The organism is Gryllotalpicola daejeonensis (genome assembly GCF_039538145.1).
Classification (GTDB): domain Bacteria; phylum Actinomycetota; class Actinomycetes; order Actinomycetales; family Microbacteriaceae; genus Gryllotalpicola; species Gryllotalpicola daejeonensis.
Window position 1 is genome coordinate 1097390 of the sequence record NZ_BAABBV010000001.1, and the last position, 18094, is coordinate 1115483.

Consider the following 18094-nt stretch of genomic DNA (forward strand, 5'->3'; position numbering starts at 1 on the left):
CTGATCATTCCCTTTCGGTGAGTTGTGCAACCGGCCTGGCCTGCCAGAGTGCCCAATCCGAGCTGAGCTGTGCCGCGATGCCCAAGAGCTTCGGCAGCATCTCGCCGGTGAGCGCCTCGAGGCTCGTCTCGGCGGCGTGCGCGTTGACGTTGACAGCGGCGACGACCGCGCCGTCGGCGCCCGTGATGGGCGCGGCCACCGAGCGGATCGCGGGCGCCAGCTGCTGGTCGGTCAGCGCCCAGCCCTGGTCGCGCACCTCACGCAGCGTTGCGGCGATTTCCTTGGGGCTCGGATGCCACGAGGGCACCACGCCCGACCGTGACGGCGTCTCGAGCGCCGCCGCGAGCTCGTCGGGTGGCAATGCGGCCAGCAGCACTTTGCCGAGGGAGGTGGCGAACGCGGGGAACCGAGTGCCGATCGTCACCGAGAGCGTCACGAGCTTCGGCATCGCCACGCGCGAGACGTAGACGATGTCCGAGCCGTCGAGCTGGGCGATCGAGCAGGACTCCCCCGTCGCCGCCGCGAGCTCCTGCAGCCGGGGCCGCGTGACGGTCCAGATGTCGCTCGACGAGATGTACGACATGCCGAGCTCGAGCACGCGCGGCGTCAGCTCGTACTCCGCCGTGGTACCGCGCACGTAGCCCAGCTCGGCGAGCGTGAGCAGGATGCGACGGGCGGTCGGCCGAGCGAGCCCGGTGGCCGCCGCGACGTCGCTCAGGGACATGGTGCGGTATGCCGGGCCGAAGGCGCGCAGCACGTCGAGCCCGCGCGCCAGCGCCTCGATGTAATCCGGGCCGGGCATCGCACCTCCCCTCGTGACCTCGTGAACCCCACTGTTGACGATCGCCTGCGCACAGCTTAGATTGCGATCCATCCGCACAACGGACATTTGTCCGAAAGAGGCGAAGAGAGACGATGACGACTCCGGAAGGCCCCCTCGCAGGCATCCTCGTTGCCGATCTCTCGCGCGTGCTCGCGGGGCCGTACGCGACCCAGCAGCTCGGCGACCTGGGCGCCACCGTCATCAAGGTGGAGAGCCCGATCGGCGACGAGACGCGCGGGTGGGCTCCCCCGGAGCGGGATGGCGTCTCGACCTACTACCTCGGGGTGAACCGCAACAAGCGCGATGTGGTGCTCGACTTCCGCGACGCCGCCGACCTGGCGCTCGCGCAGGAACTCACCCGCCGCGCCGACGTCGTGATCGAGAACTTCAAGCCAGGCGGCCTCGCGAAGTTCGGCCTCGACTACGAGAGTGTCTCTTCACGGAATCCCGGCGTCGTCTACACGTCGATCTCGGGGTTCGGCTCGGCGGGCGGGGCTGCGCTGCCCGGCTACGACCTCATCGTGCAGGCGATGAGCGGGCTGATGTCGCTGACGGGCGACCCCGACGGGCCCGCCTACCGCAGCGGCGTCTCGGTGTTCGACGTGATGAGCGGCATGAACGCGCTCGTCGGCACGCTCGCCGCCCTGCGTCACCGCGACCGCACGGGCGAAGGGCAGCACGTCGAGGTGAACCTGCTGTCGACCGCCCTCGCGGCGATGGCGAACCACAGCTCGACCGTCGTGGCCGCGGGCACGGTGCCGTTCCGCATGGGCAACGCGCACCCCAGCCTGTTCCCGTATGAGCCGCTGCCGGCGGCCGACGGCGAGATCATCATCGTCGCCGCGAACAACGCGCAGTTCCAGCGCCTGGCCGCGGCCATCGGCCGGCCGCAGCTCGCCGACGACCCGCGTTTCGCGCAGACCGAGCAGCGCAACGTGAACCGCGACGAACTGCGGCCGCTGCTCGTCGAGGCGCTCGCCGAGCGCACCATCGCCGAGTGGTACGAGGTGCTGACCGCGGCGGGCATCGCCTGCGGGCCGGTCAACACGATCGACAAGGGCATCGCCCTCGCCGAACACCTCGGGCTCGAGCCTGTCGTGAAGGTCGGCTCGGGCGAGGCCGAGGTGCCGATGATCAGGAATCCGATCACCTTCTCGCGCACGCGCCCCGCCTATGTGAGCCCGCCGCCCGCGCTCGGGCAGCACAACGACGAGATCAAGGAGTGGCTGCGTGGCCCAGAATCGCTCTGACGTGCAGTACGAAACCGGAATCGGCACGAGCGACCTGCACTCGATCCAGGTGCTCGGGCACGACCTCGCCGGCGAGCTGCTGGGGAAGGTCGGCTTCGCCGAGCTCGCCTACTGGCTGGCGACCAAGAGGCGGCCGACGCCCGGGCAGCTGCGTGTCTTCGAGGCGGTACTCGTCTCGCTCGCCGACCACGGCTTCACGCCGACCGCGATCGCCGCGCGGCTCACGTACTACAGCGCGCCCGACTCGCTGCAGGGCGCGATCGCGGCCGGCCTGCTCGGGGGCGGCTCGCGCTTCCTCGGCGTCACCGAGGACACCGGGCGTTACCTGCACGAGGTGCTCGCGTCGTTGGGCGAGACGGATGCCTTCACCGACGCCGACTGGGACGAGGCGGCGCGCTCTGCGCTGCTCGCGGCCAAAGCCGCACGCCTCAAGGTGCCGGGCCTCGGACATCCCAATCACAAAGATGGCGACCCGCGCACCCCCGTCATCTTCCAGATCGCCGAGGACGAGGGCGTGCTCGGCCCGCACCTCACGCTCTTCCGCGCCATCGGCCGCGTCGCCCCCGAGGTGCTCGGCCGCGCGCTGCCGCTCAACGGCGCGGGCGTCGCGGGGGCCGCGCTCGCCGACGCCGGCCTGCCGCTCTCCATGCTGCGGGGCTTCGCACTGCTCGCCCGCACGGCGGGGCTGATCGGCCAGCTCGCCGAGGAGCTCGAGAACCCCATCGCACCCGCGGTCTACGACGAGGTCGACCGGAACGCCCGGTATTCCCCACCGACAGAGCACACCCCACCCGAGGAGTGACCCCATGGCAACCCTGAGCGCCGTGCTGGCATCGACGCACCACCCGTTCTATCTGAAGGCGACCGAGCTGACGCCCGAGGCCGAGCGCATGCCGCAGGCGGCCGAGTGGAAGGCGAAGGTCGAGGCCTACCGCGAGACGCTGACGGCGGCCGAGCCCGAGCTGCTCGTGATGGTCGGCAGCGACCACTTCCACCAGTTCTTCCTCGACAACTACCCGACGTTCCTGATCGGGAAGCAGCCCGTCTACGACGCGACGTTCTACAACGAGGAGCGCGAGTTCTCGATCCCGAAGTACACGCTCGCCGGCGACGAAGACCTCTCCGGCTACATGTTCCAAGGGCTGCTCGACCGCGGCTTCGACTTCTCGATCAGCCATGAGCTGAAGCTCGACCATTCGATCATCTGCCCGATCATCACGACGCGGCCGCAGGCCGACCTGCCGGTGGTGCCGATCTACACGAACATCTTCGCGCCGCCGCTGCCGAGCGCTCGCCGCTTCTATGACCTCGGCCGAGCCATCCGCCAGATCATCGACGAGTACCCGCGTGACATCCGCATCGCCGCGATCGGCACCGGGCACCTGTCGCTCGAGCTCGGCGGCCCGCGCCAGTTCGGCGAGCACGGCCCCGACCCCGAGTGGGACCTCAAGGCGATCGACTGGCTCGCCCGCGGTGACGTCGACGCGGTGCTCGAGGACGTCACGTTCGAGAAGCTGTCGCAGTCGGGCAACGCGACCCCCGGATTCCTCGACCTGGTGCTCATGCTCGGCATCGCCGGCCCCGAGAAGGCGGCGTATGTCGACCAGCTCGACCTCTTCCACACGCGCGAAATGTACGTCACCTGGTATCCGAATGGAGACCCGCGCTCATGAGCCTCTACTTCGTCGACAAGTTCCTCTACGAGATCGACCGCGACCCCGAGCTGCTCGAGCGGTATCGAACGGATGCCGCGCGACTGGTCGCCGAGTGGGAGAACGGGCAGGGCACCCTGCTCGGCGTCTCGCACACCGTGGAGCGCACCTCGTGGCTGAAGCTCGAGGCGGCCGAGCGCGCGGCCCTCATCGACCACGACTACGTCGCCCTGTTCGAGATGGGCGCGCACTTCTTCCTGAATCTCACGATCATGATCGCGCTCTACGACGAGGAGTACGCGGGGCGTCTCGGCCCCCTCTCGTTCCAGCGCGAGATGGCCGCGAACCTGAGCCACTGGCTCGGGCGCGACTACCCCTCCGTCGAAGTCTGAAGCCGAACCTCCACCCGAACCCGAGCGCAAAGGAGCACTCATGTCAGACCGTCCCGTGCCGGCATCCGGCCAACCCATCGTGTTCCGCGGCGGCACCGTGCTGACCATGGACGACCGGCACACGCTGCTGCGCGGTGGCGACGTGCTCGTCGCCGGCGGCCGCATCGCCGCAGTCGGGCACAACCTCGACGTGCCGGAGGGCACCTTCGAGATCGACGCGAGCGACGGCATCGTCATGCCGGGAATGATCGACACCCACCGGCACATGTGGCAGACGGCGATGCGCGGCTACGGCGCCGACTGGACTCTGACGCAGTACTTCGTCTGGTACTACCTCGAGCACGGCATGAAGTTCCGGCCGGAGGATCACTACGCGGGCAACCTCGTCTCAGCGATCGACGCGCTCGACGCGGGGGTCACGACCTCGGTCGACTGGTCGCACGGGCTGCGCACCGTCGACCACGCCGAGGCGGCGCTGTCGGCGCTGACCGAGACGAACGGGCGGTGGGTCTTCGCCTACGGCAACATCTTCGCCGGGCCGTGGGAGTGGTCGGTGCGCGAGGACGTGCAGAAGTTCATCCGCGACCACAACACCGGCGGCGACCGGCTCGGCTTCCAGCTCGCCTTCGACGTGACCGGTGACCCTGAGTTCCCCGAGCGCGCGGCTTTCGAAGTGGCACGGGACCTCGGCCTGACCGTCACGACGCATGCCGGCGTGTGGGGCGCGACCAACGACGACGGCATCCGCCTCATGTACGACAACGGCTTCATGACGCCCGGCACGATCTACGTGCACGCGGCGACGCTGACGGATGACTCCTATCAGCGCATCGCCGCGACCGGCGGCTCGGTGTCGCTCTCGACGGAGAGCGAGGAGAGTTGCGGGCAGGGGTTCCCGCCCTCGTGGGCGCTGCGCAGCTTCGGCATCCCCATGTCGCTGTCGGTGGACACCAGCGTGTGGTTCTCGTCCGACCTGTTCAGCGCCATGCGCTCGACCCTCGGCGCGGATCGCGCGCACGAGCACATGATCGCGCACGCGGCGGGCCAGACGATCACGCATCACGCACTGCGTGCCGAGCAGGTCGTCGACATGGCCACGCGCGGCGGCGCACGCGCGCTCGGCCTCGATCACGTGGTCGGGTCGCTCGAGCCGGGGAAGAAGGCCGACGTCGTGCTGCTCAAGAGCGACGACCCGACGATGTTCCCGATCGTGAACCCGTACGGGCACATCGCGCTGCAGGCCGGCCGCGGCGACGTGCACACCGTTCTGGTCGACGGGCAGGTCGTGAAGCTCGACCACCACCTCGTCGGCATCGATGTGGCGCGGGCGAAGCGGCTGGTCGAAGAGACGGTGTCGTATCTCGAGTCCGAGCTCGGAAGCGAGGTGTGGAACGCGGGAATGAACCCCGAGATCCCCGAGTCGAAGGTGCTCGACAACCCGTACATGTACACCGAGTATGCGACGGTGCGCACGCACGCCGAAGAGGCGCAGGAGACGGCGCGGGCGCATGCGCGCTCGCGGTCTGAAGCACCGCACTAGCGTGCCTCAGAATTGAGGCATGGCCTCTTCCCGCGGAGTCGCGCACCTCTCGCGCGAGCTGGTGAACAAGCTCGTCGGCATCGTCACGGACCCGGGGATGCCTGCGCAGCGCAAGCTCGACCAGGCGAGCGCCACCCTCGACCGGGTCATCCGTGAGTCCGAGTCGCCGGCCTCTGGTGCGCGGCACACCGTCGTCGGCGCCCTCGACGACGCGATCAGCACGGCGGCTGAGCTCGCGCGAGGCAGCGCCCCGCGGCACGACATCGAGGTGCGGGTGCGCGCGAAGCTCGTCGAGACACTGCGCGATGTGCCCGGCGTCTCGGTCGAGAGCGGGCGGTGAGGCCGGGCGACGCCCGTATTGGGGTCCGCTATCGGCACTCGTCAGAGAGGCATGGGTCGGTACGATCACTCCAACCTGCGTCGACCCGACGCTGATTCGAGACAGGCGGTTGGGTGCCGAAGCCAGTTCCCGCATTCGTCGTGCGGACACTCGTCGTGCTCGTCCTCACCGCGCTCGCTGCCTTGGTGCTGACGTTCATCCTTGGCCCCACTCTGCTCAGGAACACCGCATGGTGGCGCGACGACAACGGCGGGATCGCAATCGTCGAAGTGTTCGTGCCAACCATCCTGCTCATCTGGACGCTTGGGGTCGTCGCCGCGCACAACGAAAATGTGAAGACCTACCAGAACCAACGTCCAACGCTCTCGGCTGCCGCGACAGCGGCGACGATTCTGGACGAGTTGCTTCCCAAGGACGTCAGGCGCGTGCGCTGCCTCCGCATTCTCGTCGGAGTCATCTCGTGGGCTTCCGCGACTGCGTGCGGGTGTCTCACGGTCGTCGTGCTGACTGCCATCATGTGGAACTGGTTGCGGCTCACGGATGGTCAGTTCACGGCAGCATCCCTGTCTTGGGCGGCCACGTTCCTCCTGGCAACCCTGGGTCTCGTCGGGGGCGAAGATCTCGTGAGCCTCACCGCCCGCCGGCGGTCGTTGGAGGCGCAGCTGCCCGGAGCGTCAGCCTGGGGAAACTTCACGATGACGACGCTCAAGCTCTACGCGCGACTCGCGAATCCCGACTCTCCGACACCACCGCGCAGGCGCACCTTCCTCACGCTGACGGAACGCGATCTCACGGTGTGGGTGCCGTCACACGGCAAGTTCTGGAAGTCGGTTTCGATTCCACGCGCGCAGATCATCGCCGGCGTCTCCGAAGACGTCGGCACCATCGGCACGCCGGGGGTGATCCTCACAGTCACAACAGCCGACGGCAGCGAACGAAAGGTCGAAATCGCGCCGCGGACGCGCCTGAGCCCACGGTCGGCGCGCGAAGTGGCCCAGAAGATCTTGGCCGATCTCGGGGTTCCTGAGCCGCCGCCCGAAATGTGACGTCAGAACGGCGCCTCGTCGGGGAGGACGTCGTATTTGCGGCGTTTGGGGCGGGGCGGGGGGTCGAGGCTGCGGTCCCAGTAGCGCCTGCCGCCGGGCGAGGTCCACACCTCAGTGGCGCCCGCCGCGGTTTCGCGGGTGTCGACCTGCCAGCGTGTGGCGTGCTTGACGGTGTGGTCCTTGGGGCAGCGCGGGGTCAGGTTCTCGGCGCTGGTCTCGCCGCCGCGAGCGAAGTCGATGCGGTGGTCGAGGTCGCACTCGTCGCCGGGGCGCATGCACCCCGGGGTACCGCAGAGCTCGTCGCGGGCCAGCACGAAGCGCTTCAGATCGGCACTGGGCAGGTACTTCTTCCGGCCGACGCCGAGCACCGCGCCGTCGACCGGGTCGGTGAAGATGCGCGTCAGCGTCGGGGAAGCCCCGACGAGCTCACGAGCGCGTTCGGCCGAGATTGGCACCACGCCGTTGATGGAGGCGGGCTTGACCTCTTCCGGGCAGTGCGCCAGGTTCATCAGCGGCACGTAGACGTTCACACGCGGACGCGCCTGGCTCGGCTCGCCCTTGCCGATCAAGATGTCGGCGGTGACGTCAGCGCGCTTCTGGTCGGCAGTGCGGCGCTCTGCCTCGGGGCGGCCGGAGTCATCGAGGGTCTTCGCGATCGCATCGAGCCGCCCCTTCGCGAGGAGTGCCTCGTCGGCGTGCAGGTAGGCGGTGAAGTAGGCCATGCCGGTGCCCTCTTCGATGTCGACCCACACCCGGCGCGCCTTCGCCGCCTCGGCGTGAACCACCTCCAGCGGCCGGTCCGTCAGCCGCTGCGCCAGGCGCGAGGCCTTCCGCCCCAGCCGGTTCACATTCACGACCGCGGCGGCCTCTGCCATCACCCGGTCGAAGTAGAGCTGGATCTCCTCGTCCACCGGCAGCGTGCGGAAGTGCTTCAGGATCACCCGCGTCTTCTGATGCGTGACCGCCCCGGAACGGAAGGCCGCCCAGGTCGCCGGCAGCAGCTTCGTCAGCACGCGCCCCTCGTCAAGCAAGGCACGCACTTGGTCCTGGCTCACCGCGAGCTCGAGCGAGAGCCCCAGCACAGCCGAGCGGGCCGCATAATCGGCATCCGTCGCCTTCGGGTCGGCCGCAATCAGCTCGATCTCGGGGTGCGCGACCGCGTTGTCGACCGCGCGCACGACGACCTCGATCAGCCCCGCCTCGGCGCGCGCCTGCGCGACCTGCAGCCCGCGCGCCTCATCAAGCAGACGCTCGCGCGTGCGCTCGGCCGCGCTCGCGGAGCCGTCAGAGGGCTCGATGCCGGTGGGGTGGTTCATGACCACAGTCAAGCAGCGACCACTGACATTGAAGCCAGACATTCAAATATTTATCCACAGACAGGAATCTCGAATGAGGAAACGCGCGCGTCACAGACCCTCTGACACAATCGGCGCATGCGCGTGATCACCGGCGAAACGCCCGAGCCGTACCTCATGACCGACGACGCCCCGCGCCGCATGGTGCGCGTCGCCCTCGTGCAGCACCGCTGGCTGCCCGATGCCGACGCGCTCAGAGCGCAGCTCGCGGAGGGCATCGCGCTCGCCGCCGAGGCCGGTGCGCAGGCCGTGTTCCTGCCTGAGCTGACGTTCTCGAAGTACCCGGCGGATGTCCGCGCGACGGGCAACGTGAAAGAGACCGCCGAGCCGCTGCTGGCCGGCCCGACCTTCGCCTTCGCGGCCGAGCAGGCGACCACGCACAACCTCGTCGTGCACGCGAGCCTCTACGAGCGCCCCGGCACCGACGGCACCGACGACGACCAGCCCGACGACCCGCGCGGGTACAACACCGCGATCGTCGTGAGCCCTGAGGGCGAGCTGATCGGCCGCACGCGCAAGACGCACATCCCCGTGACGGCGGGCTATTACGAAGACACCTACTTCCGGCCCGGCCCGAACCTCGACCCCTACCCGGTCTACGACGTGCCGCAGCTCGGCGGTGCGAAGCTCGGCCTGCCGACCTGCTGGGACGAGTGGTTCCCCGAGGTGAGTCGCAGCTACGGGTTGGCCGGCGCAGACATCCTCGCCTACCCCACCGCCATCGGCTCTGAGCCCGACTTCCCGAACTTCGACACCGCTCCCCTGTGGCAAAAGGTGATCGTCGCCAACGGCATCACGAGCGGGCTCTACATGATCGTCCCGAACCGCTGGGGCGACGAGGGCACGCTGACGTTCTACGGCACCAGCTTCATCTCTGACCCCTTCGGCCGCGTGCTCGTCGAGGCGCCGCGCGACGAATCCGTCGTGCTCGTCGCCGATCTCGACCTCACCAGCCGCGGCGAATGGCTCGAGCTGTTCCCGTTCTTCACCACACGCCGGCCCGACACCTACGCGGGGCTCGCCCGCTCGTGAACGACGCCCCGCACTGGCCCGCCGAGACCTCAGAGCACGCGCGCCTCTGGCTCGCGTTCCCGACCGGCGGCTACACGCTCGGCGACACCGCCGCCGACGCGCACGAGGCGCGGCAGATGTGGGCGGATGTCGCCGCCGCGGCCGCCGACTTCGAACCGGTCACAGTCGTCGTCGACCCGAGCCAGGTCGAGGTCGCCGCTCGATACCTGCGCGACGACATCGACACCCTGGTCGCCCCGCTCGACGACGCTTGGATGCGCGACATCGGGCCCACGTGGGTGCACGGCCAACGCGGCGAACTCAACGCCGTCGACTGGGTGTTCAACGGCTGGGGTGCCCCGGCCTGGGCGAGGTGGGGCAAGGACTCCAGGATCGCGCGCACGGTCGCCGACGCCGCGGGAACGCCGGTCGTCAGTTCGCTCCTCGTCAACGAGGGCGGCGCGATCCACACCGACGGCGAGGGCACGGTGCTCGTGACCGAGACGGTGCAGCTCGATCGGGGCAGGAATCCGTATGCCTCAAAGGAACGCGTCGAGGCCGAGCTCGCGCGCACGCTGGGCGCCCGCAAGGTGATCTGGGTGCCGCGCGGGCTCACGCGCGACTACGAGGAGTTCGGCACGCGCGGCCACGTGGACATGGTGGCCACGATTCCGAGCCCTGGCATGCTACTGCTGCACGCGCAGCAGGATTCCGCCCATCCCGATTTCGAGGTCACGCGCGCCTTGCGCACGTTCTTCGAGGGGCAGACGGATGCCTCAGGCCGCAGCTTCGACATCGTGGAGCTGCCTGCGCCCGGCATCCTCGAAGACGGCGAGGGCCCCGTCGACTACAACTACGTCAACCACGTCGTGGTGAACGGCGGCGTGATCGCGTGCGCCTTCGGCGACAAGGCCGCCGACGAGCGGGCGGCGGCGATCCTTGCCGAGGCCTACCCGGGGCGCCGCGTGGTCTCGCTCGACGCGCGGCCGCTGTTCGCCCGCGGCGGCGGCATCCACTGCATCACCCAGCAGCAGCCGGCCCCGGCTACTTCTCGCTGACGGGGCCCCAGCCCGACTCGATGAGCGCCGCGGTCGCCATGCCGCGCGGGTCATAGGGGTAGCGCACGCCCTGGATCTCACGGTGCGTCTGGTGGCCCGGGCCGAACCAGAGCAGCGCGTCGTCCGGCCCGAGCATCGCGACGGCGGCCTTGATGGCTTCCTCCGGCGGGAAGATCTCGCGGATGTCGCCGTCGGGACGCGCCTCGCGCGCGCCCTTGAGCAGCCCCGCGCGGATCACGGCGGCGTCCTCCCACCGCGGGTGGTGGTCGGTGACGATGGTCGCGTCGCTGTTGAGCGCGGCGGCGGCGCCCATGGCGGGGCGCTTCGTGGTGTCGCGCGAGCCGTCGGCGCCGATCATGGTGATCAGGCGGCCCTTCGTGACCTTGCGCACCTCCTGTGTGGTGCGCTCGAAGCCGTCGGGCGTGTGCCCGAAGTCGAGGTAGACAACGGGGCCGCGGCCGGTCGTGACGACCTCGGTGCGGCCGGGCAGCACGGTCTGGATTCCGCCGTCACGCTCGAGCACGGCGACGATGTCGTCCCAGGCGTAGCCCGCCTCGAGCAGCATCACGATCGCGATGCCGGTGTTGGCGACCATGTGCGCGCCGATGACCGGCGTGGTGCTGGTCAGCGACTTCGAGCCGTCGGCCGAGCGCAGCGTGAACTGCGTGTGCACGTCGGCGGTGCTCTCGCCCGCGGTGACGATCCAGTCGGCGGTGGCGGCGAGATCCTGGTCGACGGCGATCTGCGGGGTCGCGATCGTGGTCACCGGAACGCCTTCGCCGCGCGCGGTCTCGACGACCCTGGCGCCGGCGGGGGTGTCGAGCGAGACGACCGCCCGCTTGGCACGGTCGGCGCGGAACATGGGCAGCTTCCCCTCGAGGTACTCGTCCATGTCCTTGAAGTCGTCCATGTGGTCGTACTGCAGGTTGGTGAACCCGGCGACGTCGAACTTGAAGCCGTCGACGCGGTGGCGCACGATGCCCTGCACGCTGACCTCGAGCGCGAACGTCTCGACGCCGCGCTCGACCATGAGCGCGAGCAGCGCGTGCAGTTCGCTGGATTCCGGCGTGGTGAGGCGAGCGGTGATGGATTCGCCGGCGATATGCCGCTGCGCAGAAGACGACATGCCCGAGACGACGCCGAGCTGGGTCAGCAGCGCATCCTGCAGGTGCACCGTCGAGGTCTTGCCGTTGGTGCCGGTGACTCCGAGGATCTTGAGCGGTGAGTCCGCCGTGCCATAGACCCACGCCGAGTAGTCGGCGAGGTGGCCGCGGGGGTCGTCCGTCACGAGCACCGGCACGGTGAGACCCGCGTCACGCACGAGCTTCAGCCCGTCGGCATCCGTCACGATCGCCACGGCGCCTTTGTCGACCGCCTCTGGCGCGAACGACGCGCCATGCGCGCGCACGCCGTGGATGCCGACGAAGATCTCGCCTGCGCGCAGATCGGCGGTCGCGAGCGTGATTCCCGTGGCCGTGAGGCCCTCGAGCGCCCCGTCGACCTCCAGGCCGAAGTGCGCCGCGAACTCCGTCAGCGGCCGGGGCGTCGGGTGCTCTGGGCGAAGGACGGGAGGAACGCTCTGCATCCCTCGAGTCTAACGAGCCGCCCTCTACTTGCCCTCGGCGTCGGCGGCGCGCTGCAGCGCGTCCTTCAGGCGCGACTGCGCCTCGCCGTAGGCCGCCCAGTCGCCGTTCTTGAGCGCGGTCTGCGAGTCGTCGTAGGCCTGCTGCGCGTCGGAGATCGCCTTCTGCAGCGCCGCCGAGTTGCCTGCCGCCGGCGTCGCGGACGGCGTAGGCGTCGGCGTTCCGGTGGCCTCGGGCGTCGGGGTGGGCGACGGGGTGCCGGTCGGAACCGGCGTCGTCGGGTTCACGTTCTGGTCAGGCGTCGGCGCCCCGGAGTTCCCGCCGAAGAGCTCGTCCAGCGCGGCATCCAACGTGGGCTCCATGATCACCTTCGTGCCGAACGAGACGATGACCTCCTGCAGCAGCGGGTAGCTCGTCGACCCGGTCGACTTCACGTAGACGGGCTCGACGTAGAGCATGCCGCCGCCGACCGGAATCGTCAGCAGATTGCCGTACTCGACCTGCGTCGAGCCGCCGAAGCGCAGCTGGTTCAGCTTGGTCGAGACGTCGGGGTCTGACTCGACGGTCGCCTGCACCTGGCCGGGGCCCCAGACGTTGTCGTCAGAGGGAATCGTCAGCAGGGTGAGCTTGCCGTAGTCCTTCGACACCTTTCCCTTGACCTCGCCCGCGTCGGAGTCGACGGCAAGATAGCCCTTGAGCATGCTGCGGCTGCTGCTCTGGCCCGAGTTCGGGATGTAGGTCGTGTACAGCGTGTAGGCGGCGGATTTCTGCCCGGGCAGCTTCATCGTCAGGTAGTACGGCGGCTGCACCGTCGTGGTGTCCTTCGACGGGTCCGAGGGCGACTTCCAGACGTCCTCGCTCGAGAAGAACGAGCCCGCATCGGTGACGTGGTACGAGCCGAGCACCTGGCGCTGCACCTTGAACAGGTCCTCCGGGTAGCGCACGTGGCTCATCAGCTGCGCGCTCATGTCGGAAACCGGCTTGATGTCGAGAGGAAGGATCTTCTGCCACGTCTTCAGCACCGGATCCTTGGCATCCCACGCGTACAGCGTGACCTTGCCCGTATACGCGTCGACCGTCGCCTTCACCGAGTTGCGGATGTAATTGACGTCGTCCATCGCGAACGGCTGGCGCTCGTTGTCGGAATCGGCGATCGCGTCGGAGAACGACTGCTGCTTCGAGTACGGATACTGGTCGCTCGTCGTGTAGCCGTCGATGATCCACTCGATGTGGCCGTCGACGACCGACGGGTACGGGTTCGAGTCGAGCTTCAGGAACGGCGCGACCTCTTGCACGCGCTGGGCGGGGTCGCGGTTGTAGAGGATCTGCGAGTCGGGGTTCACCTGCGACGAGAGCACGATCTGCTCGTCCTGGAACTTGAGCGCGTAGAGCAGGCGCACGAAAACGTTCGACAGCTTGGGGCCGCCGTTCGCGTCATAGGTGTTGTAGGTCGCCTGCTCGCCGTTCTTGCCGGCCGGGTAGTCGAGCTCGACCGGCTTGCCGCCCTTCGGCGCGCCGACGATCGAGTACGTCGGCGACTTGTGATCGAAGTAGACGCGCGGCTCGTAATTTCCGAGATTCGACGAGGTGGGGATGCCTGATTCGAGGAACTGCGGGGCGCCGTCATCCTGCCGCTGGTTGCCGTTGGCGGCGACGATGCCGTAACCGTGCGTGTAGACGAAGGTGTCGTTGTACCAGCTCTGCGTCGACGAGCCGAGGCCGCTCTGGTCGAGCTCGCGCACCGCGACCACGGTGTCCTGCGTCTTCCCGTTGATGTCGTAGCGGTCGACGTCGAGGTCGTTGGGGAACGAGTAGTACTGCCGGTACTGCTGCAGCTGTTGGAACGCAGGGCTCACGACGGCGGGATCGAGCAGGCGGACGCTCGCCGTCGTGTCGGCGTCTTCGCGCAGCGCGCCCGCCGGGGTGTCGGAGGTCGCGTCATACTGGCGGGTCGTGATGTTCGACAGCCCGTAGGCCGCCTGGGTCGCGTCGATCGCCTTCGAGACATAGCTCGTCTCTTTCGGCTTCTCGCTCGGGACGACGGTGAACTTCTGGACACCCCAGGGGTAGACGGTGCCGATCACGATGGCGCTGACGATGAGCAGCGCGAGCCCGACCAGCGGGTAGCGCCAGCGGCCCGTCACGGCCGTGAGCACGAACACGAGCGCGACGATCACGGCGATGCCCGAGAGGATCGTGCGCGCCGGGATGGTCGCGTGCACGTCGGTGTACGCGGCGCCGTTGATCATGTCCTTGACGTTGGAGTCGGTCAGGGTGTCGAAGCGGCTGAGCCAGATGCTGAGCGCCTGCACGCCGAGATACACGGCGCCGATCACGGCGATCTGCACGCGAGCCGAGCGCGAGATGCGCACCTCGCGGCCGCTGATGCGGATCGAGCCGTAGAGGTAGGCCGTGGCGATGGTCGCGAGGAAGGCGATGATCAGCGTGGCCAACGCGAAGCTCACGACGGAGTGATAGAAGGGCAGCCGGAAGATGTAGAACGAGTCGTCGAGGTGGAACTGCGGGTCGCGTGTGCCGAACGGCGTCGAGTGCAGCCACTGCGCGGCGAGCTGCCAGTGGCTCGAGCCCGCGATGCCGGCGAACAGGCCGAAGACGATCGGAACGCCCCACATCGCCAGGCGCCGCAGCGGCTCGACGACCTGCTGATAGCGGTCGAGCTGGGTATTGAGCTTCGCGTAGACGGGCCGCAGTCGGTAGGCCAGCTGGATCGACAGCCACAGCGGGAACGCCATGCCGAGGAAACCCAGCGCGAACATGCCGAGCCCCCACCACCACTGCGTGGTGAGCACGCCGAGATAGCCGAGCTGCTGGAACCAGAGCACGTCGGTGAACAGGCTCGCGAAGATGAAGAACGCGATGATGAGCACCACGACGACCCCGATGGTGATCCACACGGCGGCGCGCCTGCGACGGTCGACCGGGGGCCGTGCAGAGCGGGACGCGGGGCCGGAGGCAGCGGCGGAACTCACCTTTTCAGCCTAGCTGTGGCACGTTGCGAGCTTGCTGGTATCCCCGTGGTCAGAGACGGTTTTCAGCACGTTCAGGGAGTCCGACAAGGTCTTCACCGCGTAGACGTGCAGACCGCTCGGGATGTGCCCGACGACTTCGTCGCAGTTGCCCTGCGGGGCGAGGAACACGGTCGCCCCTGCGTCGCGCGCGGCGAACATCTTCTGACGGATGCCGCCGATGACGCCGATCGTGCCCTGCGCGTCGACCGTGCCGGTGCCCGCGACACGCTTTCCGCCGTTCAGGTACCCGGGGGTCAGCTTGTCGATGATGCCGAGTGCGAACATCTGGCCGGCGCTCGGGCCGCCGATGTTGGCGAGCTGGAAGTCGACCGTGACGGGCATCGTGCCGTACTGCTGGCCGGCCGTCACGCCGAGGATCCAGGCGCCCTGGTGCTTCTTCGGCTTGATCGCGATGTCCTGCGTCTTCCCGTCGCGCTCGATCGTCACGGTGACCTGACCGCCGTGGTCGGCCTGCACCGCGTCGCGCAGGTCCTGCACGGTTTGCAGCTTCTTGCCGTCTGCGGCGACGATGCGGTCGTTCGCCTTGAGCTTGCCGTCCGCCGCCGAGCCCTTCTCGACGGTCGCGACCACGACGTGCTGCTCGATGTCATAGCCGAGCTTCGTGAGAGCCGCGGCCGTGGCATCCTGCTGCGACGTCGACATCAGCTGCGCGTTCTGCTGATTCGCCTGGTCCGCGGTCTGGCCACGCGGGAACTCGACCTCGACCGGCACGACCGACTTCGAGCGCTGGAACCAGGCGCTCGCGACCTGGAACCAGTTCGGCAGCTGCTGGGGGTTGCCGATGACGCTCACGGTCAGCAGATCGAGCGAGCCGCTCGTGGGATAGGTCTTCCGGTCGCGGATCGACAGAACCGGCTTCGCGTCCTTCTGCTTCGGCTGTCCGACCGCCGTATCGACACCGATCGTGTTGAAGACCGGGCCGGGCTGCTCGATGACGTAGGGGCTGGGCGCGAAGCCGAGGATCAGGATCGCGGCGACGGCGGCCACGAGAAGCACGTATCCGATGCGCTTCCCGCGGGGCATCCGCCCGCGCTCGCGCTCCTGTTCGCGCTCAGCGTTCTCGGGCTCCTCGCGGTACAAGGTCATCGTGATTCTTTCCGGGCTAGCGTGGAATTCTGCCTGCGCAGGCCGTCTGATCGTACCTGCGCGCTCTAGCTGTGGAGGTTGACCCCCGATGTCGGACGAAGACGACAAGTCTCCAGAGGACGCCCTGCGCGACATGCTGCGCGACATGCTGGCGGGGAACGCCGAGCTCGACCCGCAGAAGCTCGCGGGCGCTGCAGGCCTGCCGAGCGACCCGGCGAGCATCCAACAGCTCATCGCCCAGCTGCAGGGTGCGCTGCGCGGCAACGCCGACGGCTCGATCAACTGGGACCTCGCGCTGCAGCAGGGGCGGCAGCTCGCGATGTCGGGGTCGGTCGACACTCCCCCGGCGAAGGTGTCCGCCCTCGAGCAGGCCTTCCACGTGGCCGAGCTGTGGCTCGACGAGGCCACTGCTGTCGGCGCGCTCACCTCGACGCCCGCGCTGCTGTCGCGCGGCGAGTGGGTGAAGCGCACGATGCCGCTGTGGACGCAGCTGGCGGAGCCCGTTGCCAACTCGATCGCCGACTCGCTGACGAAGGTCATGCGAGAGCAGGCGCCTGAGGAGCTCCAGGGGATGCTTGCGAATGCGGGTCAGATGGTGCGCGCCGTCGGCGGCACCCTGTTCGCGATGCAGCTCGGCCAGGTGGTCGGGCAGCTCTCGACCGAGGTGGTCTCGGGCGGCGACGTCGGCATCCCGCTGCTCGACGACGGGCAGGCTGCGCTGCTGCCGCAGAACGTCGCGGCGTTCGGCGACGGCCTCGACATCCCCGACGACCAGGTCGCGCTGTATCTCGCGGTGCGCGAGCTCGCGCATGCGCGGCTGTTCCGCCACGCGAAGTGGCTGCGGCTGCAGGTGATCACGGCGATCACTGAGTTCGCCCGCGGCATCCGCATCGACACCGAGCGGCTCGAGGACGTGGCGTCGTCGTTCGACCCGGCGAACCCCGAGGAGCTGCGCGAGGTGCTGGCGAGCGGCGCGCTGATCCCGCCGAAGACCGAGACGCAAGAAGCGGCGCTCGCGCGTCTCGAGACGCAGCTCGCGCTCATCGAGGGCTGGGTCGACGTGGTCACCGCGTCGGCGACGACGCGGCTGCCGAAGGCGGATGCCGTGGCGGAGACGGTGCGCCGCAGGCGCGCCGCGGGCGGCCCGGCCGAGTCGGCGTTCGCGACCCTCGTCGGCCTCGAGCTGCGCCCGCGCCGCCTGCGCGAGGCCGCCGCCATGTGGCAGCAGGTGACGGATGCCGTCGGCGCCGCGAAGCGCGACGAGCTGTGGTCGCACCCCGACCTGCAGCCGGAGGCCGCCGACATCGACGACCCGCAGCGGCTGATCGCGAAGCTCAGCGGCACGGCCCCGGCCGACGCCGAGATGGATGCGCTCGACCAGGCCATCGAGGATCTGCTGAACGACGATTCCGGCGACCGCCCGACCGAAGACTGACCGGGTCTCGGACTGCCCCTGTGGACAGTCCGAGCGGGGCGCGCGTCGCTTGGCGGATGCTTGCAGCGTGATCCTCCGACTCGACCCCACGGTTCCCGTGGTGTGGCGCTCGCCCACCGCGGTGCAGCTCGGGGTCGACCCGGTGGTGTGCGTGTTCGACGGAGCGAGCTACGCCACTGAGCGCCTGCTCGCGGCGCTCGCAGTCGGCGTCCCCGAGACCGGCCTGGCGGTCGTGGCCGAGGCGGCCGGGGTCGGCGAGGACTACGCGGCCGCGCTGCTCGCGGCAGTGCGGCCGGCGCTGCTCGCCGACGAACCCGTGCGGGCCGCTCCGCCTCGCTCGCCCGCGAGCCTGCGTGTGGCCGTCGACGGCGACGGCCCGGCCGCTCGCCAGGTGGCGGCGATGCTGCGCGGGCTCGGGGTGCAGCTCGCCGATCGGCTGCCGGAGCCGGACACCGCGCAGGGCCTCGACGCCG

At 69.1% G+C, this 18094-nt stretch carries 15 protein-coding genes; 10 read left to right on the forward strand and 5 right to left on the reverse strand.

The features are described 5' to 3' along the window. Window positions 1-4: 4 nt before the first annotated feature. Complete coding sequence (locus tag ABD736_RS05460; RefSeq protein ID WP_344790728.1) at window positions 5-802, reverse strand: IclR family transcriptional regulator domain-containing protein; 798 nt, start codon at window positions 800-802, stop codon at window positions 5-7. Between the two features lie 113 nt (window positions 803-915). On the opposite strand from ABD736_RS05460, the gene ABD736_RS05465 reads away from it, so the two are divergent. The 7 genes from ABD736_RS05465 (at window position 916) to ABD736_RS05495 (ending at window position 7043) form a co-directional block, all read left to right on the forward strand. Further along, window positions 916-2073 carry a CaiB/BaiF CoA transferase family protein gene (locus ABD736_RS05465; protein ID WP_344790729.1) on the forward strand — a complete coding sequence of 386 codons (1158 nt, stop codon included), beginning with the start codon at window positions 916-918 and terminating at the stop codon, window positions 2071-2073. Further along, the gene (locus ABD736_RS05470) at window positions 2054-2875 is read left to right on the forward strand and encodes a citryl-CoA lyase (protein ID WP_344790730.1); all 822 of its coding nucleotides are present in this window, start codon (window positions 2054-2056) and stop codon (window positions 2873-2875) included. Before ABD736_RS05465 ends, ABD736_RS05470 begins: the two co-directional genes overlap by 20 nt. 4 nt (window positions 2876-2879) lie before the next feature. Continuing rightward, a complete protein-coding gene (locus ABD736_RS05475; protein ID WP_344790731.1) occupies window positions 2880-3746 on the forward strand; it encodes a DODA-type extradiol aromatic ring-opening family dioxygenase in 867 nt (288 codons plus the stop codon). Then, entirely contained in the window at window positions 3743-4117 is a 375-nt protein-coding gene (locus tag ABD736_RS05480) for a hypothetical protein (RefSeq protein ID WP_344790732.1), read from the forward strand. Before ABD736_RS05475 ends, ABD736_RS05480 begins: the two co-directional genes overlap by 4 nt. Before the next feature lie 40 nt (window positions 4118-4157). After that, on the forward strand, window positions 4158-5657 hold the full coding sequence (locus ABD736_RS05485; protein WP_344790733.1) for an amidohydrolase family protein: 1500 nt from the start codon (window positions 4158-4160) through the stop codon (window positions 5655-5657). Window positions 5658-5676: 19 nt separating this feature from the next. Beyond that, on the forward strand, window positions 5677-5997 hold the full coding sequence (locus tag ABD736_RS05490) for a hypothetical protein (RefSeq protein ID WP_344790734.1): 321 nt from the start codon (window positions 5677-5679) through the stop codon (window positions 5995-5997). A 113-nt stretch (window positions 5998-6110) separates the two neighbouring features. Next, window positions 6111-7043 (forward strand): hypothetical protein, encoded by a 933-nt coding sequence (locus ABD736_RS05495; protein WP_344790735.1) that lies wholly within the window; start codon window positions 6111-6113, stop codon window positions 7041-7043. 2 nt (window positions 7044-7045) lie between these two features. On the opposite strand, the gene ABD736_RS05500 is transcribed toward ABD736_RS05495, so the two are convergent. Then, window positions 7046-8359, reverse strand: a complete 1314-nt coding sequence (locus ABD736_RS05500; protein WP_344790736.1) for an HNH endonuclease signature motif containing protein — start codon at window positions 8357-8359, stop codon at window positions 7046-7048. Window positions 8360-8476: 117 nt separating this feature from the next. Between ABD736_RS05500 and ABD736_RS05505 the strand changes: the two genes are divergently transcribed. Both ABD736_RS05505 and ABD736_RS05510 read left to right on the forward strand, forming a co-directional pair. Continuing rightward, window positions 8477-9430, forward strand: a complete 954-nt coding sequence (locus ABD736_RS05505; RefSeq protein WP_344790737.1) for a nitrilase-related carbon-nitrogen hydrolase — start codon at window positions 8477-8479, stop codon at window positions 9428-9430. After that, a complete protein-coding gene (locus ABD736_RS05510) occupies window positions 9427-10467 on the forward strand; it encodes an agmatine deiminase family protein (RefSeq protein WP_344790738.1) in 1041 nt (346 codons plus the stop codon). Before ABD736_RS05505 ends, ABD736_RS05510 begins: the two co-directional genes overlap by 4 nt. On the opposite strand, the gene ABD736_RS05515 is transcribed toward ABD736_RS05510, so the two are convergent. The 3 genes from ABD736_RS05515 to ABD736_RS05525 are packed head-to-tail and all read right to left on the reverse strand — an operon-like array spanning window position 10454 to window position 16186. Next, window positions 10454-12052, reverse strand: a complete 1599-nt coding sequence (locus ABD736_RS05515) for a Mur ligase family protein (RefSeq protein WP_344790739.1) — start codon at window positions 12050-12052, stop codon at window positions 10454-10456. The two genes, ABD736_RS05510 and ABD736_RS05515, sit on opposite strands and share 14 nt — an antisense overlap. A 24-nt stretch (window positions 12053-12076) precedes the next feature. Beyond that, window positions 12077-15040: a UPF0182 family membrane protein gene (locus ABD736_RS05520; protein ID WP_344790740.1), complete on the reverse strand. Its 2964-nt coding sequence runs from the start codon at window positions 15038-15040 to the stop codon at window positions 12077-12079. Between the two features lie 9 nt (window positions 15041-15049). After that, window positions 15050-16186 carry a YlbL family protein gene (locus tag ABD736_RS05525; RefSeq protein ID WP_344790741.1) on the reverse strand — a complete coding sequence of 379 codons (1137 nt, stop codon included), beginning with the start codon at window positions 16184-16186 and terminating at the stop codon, window positions 15050-15052. Window positions 16187-16274: 88 nt separating this feature from the next. Here ABD736_RS05525 and ABD736_RS05530 point away from each other — a divergent pair, with 88 nt between their 5' ends. Then, window positions 16275-17621, forward strand: coding sequence for a zinc-dependent metalloprotease (locus tag ABD736_RS05530; RefSeq protein ID WP_344790742.1), 1347 nt, complete (start codon window positions 16275-16277; stop codon window positions 17619-17621). Window positions 17622-18094: the final 473 nt, after the last annotated feature.